Below are 272 nucleotides of genomic sequence, written 5' to 3'. Positions count from 1 at the left end.
GCACTATGCTCCTCGCCCGATGGATTGGCCATGGACTACTGGACCGAGACGCTCAAGGGGGCCAAGGAGCAGGGCTCGCTACCGCGGGTTTTCGACGAGATCTTCGTGCCGCAGCATATGCAGGCCATCGTGCGCAGCCTGGAGGTCGGCAAAGTGCCGACAGTGGCTGTTGGCGTATTGATCGCGACTTCGTTGCTGGCAACCGAGTGCGTCAACTACCTGCTGCATGACCTTGTACCGGGGTTCCGCGAGCCGATCGTGCTGCCGAAGGT

General features: G+C 61.8%; 1 protein-coding gene. It reads left to right on the top strand.

Features of this window, described 5'->3' with window-relative positions:
- Positions 1 to 30 precede the first annotated feature (30 nt).
- Positions 31 to 272 (top strand): hypothetical protein (locus tag FQ668_RS27480; RefSeq protein WP_218570898.1); only part of this gene is annotated, 242 nt, incomplete at its 3' end.

Source organism: Pseudomonas sp. Kh14, from assembly GCF_900291005.1.
GTDB classification, from domain to species: domain Bacteria; phylum Pseudomonadota; class Gammaproteobacteria; order Pseudomonadales; family Pseudomonadaceae; genus Aquipseudomonas; species Aquipseudomonas alloputida.
Note: the sequence above shows the minus strand (reverse complement) of the source record. Positions and strands in the feature narration are given on the sequence as shown.